The sequence below is a fragment of the Synechococcales cyanobacterium T60_A2020_003 genome (genome assembly GCA_015272205.1).
In the GTDB taxonomy this organism is placed as follows: Bacteria; Cyanobacteriota; Cyanobacteriia; order RECH01; family RECH01; genus JACYMB01.
Map to the genome: position 1 here is coordinate 1 of JACYMB010000060.1, position 2828 is coordinate 2828.

Annotated in this window: 3 protein-coding genes; 2 read left to right on the forward strand and 1 reads right to left on the reverse strand. The window is 52.9% G+C overall.

Annotated elements, in window-relative coordinates; all coding sequences use genetic code 11:
• Window positions 1–186: 186 nt before the first annotated feature.
• Both IGR76_03175 and IGR76_03180 read left to right on the forward strand, forming a co-directional pair.
• Complete coding sequence (locus tag IGR76_03175; protein MBF2077532.1) at window positions 187–2058, forward strand: hypothetical protein; 1872 nt, start codon at window positions 187–189, stop codon at window positions 2056–2058.
• Between the two features lie 8 nt (window positions 2059–2066).
• Window positions 2067–2654 carry a chromophore lyase CpcT/CpeT gene (locus IGR76_03180; protein ID MBF2077533.1) on the forward strand — a complete coding sequence of 196 codons (588 nt, stop codon included), beginning with the start codon at window positions 2067–2069 and terminating at the stop codon, window positions 2652–2654.
• On the opposite strand, the gene IGR76_03185 is transcribed toward IGR76_03180, so the two are convergent.
• Window positions 2651–2828 (reverse strand): hypothetical protein (locus IGR76_03185; GenBank protein MBF2077534.1); only part of this gene is annotated, 178 nt, incomplete at its 5' end. The genes IGR76_03180 and IGR76_03185 overlap by 4 nt on opposite strands.

The following is a 2828-nucleotide window of genomic DNA, read 5'->3' on the forward strand; positions in this document are numbered from 1 at the left end:
AATGTAGCTGCTTCAGCCATTCTCATTAACAATTCTTATTGCGGTGACCAGGTACCATGTTTTTTTATCCCGACATGATATAACTCCTAAATCCCCCATCAGTCGAACCGCTCTCCTTGCTCCCTTGCACTTTGCCATCTACGTTTGTGAATTGTTGTCCCCTATGGCTCACCCATAACATCCACCATGCAGCCTGCTTATCTCTACGACGTTATCTTTGCACCCCAGGTTGAGAAATTCACCGTTCAACGACGGTTCTGGCTAGGCTTAAGCCTGATGGTGTCAGCAGTTTTTGCGGGAATAGCTCTCTACCAAGCCTTCCGGGGAGATTACATCGTTCAAGATGATGCCCGACAGCATGTGTTTTGGATGCAGCGGTTTATTGATCCAGCGTTGTTTCCGAATGACCGGATCGCGGACTATTTCCAAACAATGGCACCTTGGGGATACAGCACGCTTTACCGACTCTTCGCTTGGCTTTGGTTTAGTCCCTGGTGGCTGAACAAGCTGCTGCCGATGGTGCTGGGACTGATTACAACTGGATATTGCTTTCAAATTGCGATGCGGTTATTGCCCGTGCCGATGACTGCTTTTTTAGCCACGCTGCTCCTGAATCAAAGCATCTGGATGAAGGATGATTTGGTCTCTGGAACGTCACGAGCCTTCGTGTACCCGCTGTTTTTAGCCGTGGTGTACTACATGCTGTCAGAAGCGCTCATTGCCTGCATGGTGGCGATCGCGCTTCTGGGTTTGTTCTATCCCCAGTATGTGCTTGTGGTGGCCGTACTCCTAGTCGTACGGCTATTTCGATGGCAGCCGTACCCCACGGATCAGAGTCGTCGGGGGCGATCGCGCGTTCCCATTGCGATTTCCCAAAGCCAGAGCGATCGCATGTTTACGATCTGGACATTGGGCACAGCGATCGTCGTTCTCGCATTTTATGCCCTCACCTCCTCCGAGTTTGATCCCGTTGTCACCGCAGCTAGCGTTCGCGACTGGCCGGAATTTTCCCCAACGGGTCGCAACGCCTTCTTTGACGATAACCCGATCCAATTTTTCTTACTCAATAACCGCAGCGGGCTACTCAATGTAGGACTCGTGCGTCCGGCAACGCTGCTGTTTGCGCTCCTGTTACCTGTGCTGATGCGGTTTCCCCGTCGGTTTATTCTGGTACAGCGGATCACGCCTGACCTTCGCATCCTGTCCGATAGTCTGATCGCGTCGATCCTGCTATTTGGATTAGCCCACGCGACGTTGTTTAAGCTGCATCTGCCCAGTCGCTACACTGAACACACCTGGCGCATCGTGTTTGCCCTCGCAGCGGCGATCGCCCTCAGCCTGATTTTTGAAGTCCTGCTGCGCCAAATGGTGCATTCGTCGGATACGGGAGCAAGGCTGAACTATGGGGCGATCGCCCTAGCCGGAATTCTAGCGGCGGGTGTGATCGTCTATCCTGCCTTTGTGGATGATTTTCCCACCACAAAGTACAAGCAGGGCGAATATCCCGACCTCTACGCCTATCTGCAAGATCAACCTAAAGATACGATCGTGGCCTCTCTCAGCGAAGAAGCAGACAATATTCCCAGCTTCTCCCAACGCTCTGTCCTCGTCGCGCGGGAGTACGCCATTCCTTACCACTGGGGATACTATGAACCATTTCGTAAAGCTGTGAACTCGCTGATTCAGGCACAATACACCTCGGATCTCAGCATTGCTAGCAAATTTATTCAAACCTACAACATTTCGTTTTGGTTGCTGGATCGGGACGCCTTCCGAGATACCTATCCCCAAGACAGTTGGTTTAACCAGTATCCAGAAACCACCGACTACGCCACTCGGCAATTGAAGGCGGATATGGTGCCTGCAATTGAATCGCTCAGTGAACAGTGTGCCGTCCTGCGCGAGAAAACCCTAACGCTTCTGGATGCCAACTGCATTTTGCTGGCCGCCGGGGAAACCATCCAGGGCAGCGAACCCGAGGATAGTGAGTCTGACGCGGACGAATCGACTGACACGACCGCTGAAGAAACACCCGCATCAGAAGAACCTTCTCCCTAGAATACGGTATGGACTCAAGCGCATTACTAACGCTGGCACGATGGCTAGCAGGCGAGTACGAAAATCGCGACCAGGCGATCGCCGATCCAATTTGGTTTGTCAATTTACGGATGTGGTATCGCCCCTTGCCCCATCGCTTAGATGGAAACCTGGCCTTTTTTGCCGAACAGGCCAACATATTACAGCTAGAGAACGCCTATCGTCAGCGGATCGCCGTTCTTCATGAAGCCGATTCCCAACTCTCCGTCCAGTACTGGGCATTTCGATATCCAGAGCAGTTTCGGGGAGCCGGACGAGACGGCGATCGCCTCGCCAGCATCACCCTCGATGACCTAGAACCCTTACCGGGATGTCGGCTGATCGTAACCTCGACGGCAACGACGTATCGCGCGGAACCGGAACCAGATACCCAATGCTGCTTTCAGTACGACGGGGCAACCCGCCAAGTCGTTCTCGGCTTTGAGGTGAGCAACACCCAGTTTCTCAGCTTCGATAAGGGCGTTGATCCGGAAACCGGGCGGGGAATTTGGGGAGCGCTCATGGGGCCGTATCGATTCACCAAATGCCGAGATTTTGCCTCGGAATTACCGATTTAACGCACCGCCGAGAGGGTCGTTTTCCAAGACAGCTCTTTATACAGGATTTGCAATGCCCGCTGATCTGCGCCTGTAAATAACGCGCTGTCAATTAACTGCTGCAACACCTGCTGAGCCAGTTCTGACGCAAAGCTGCCCCCGGATCGCATCAGATGACTGTAGTAGCAAAACTGG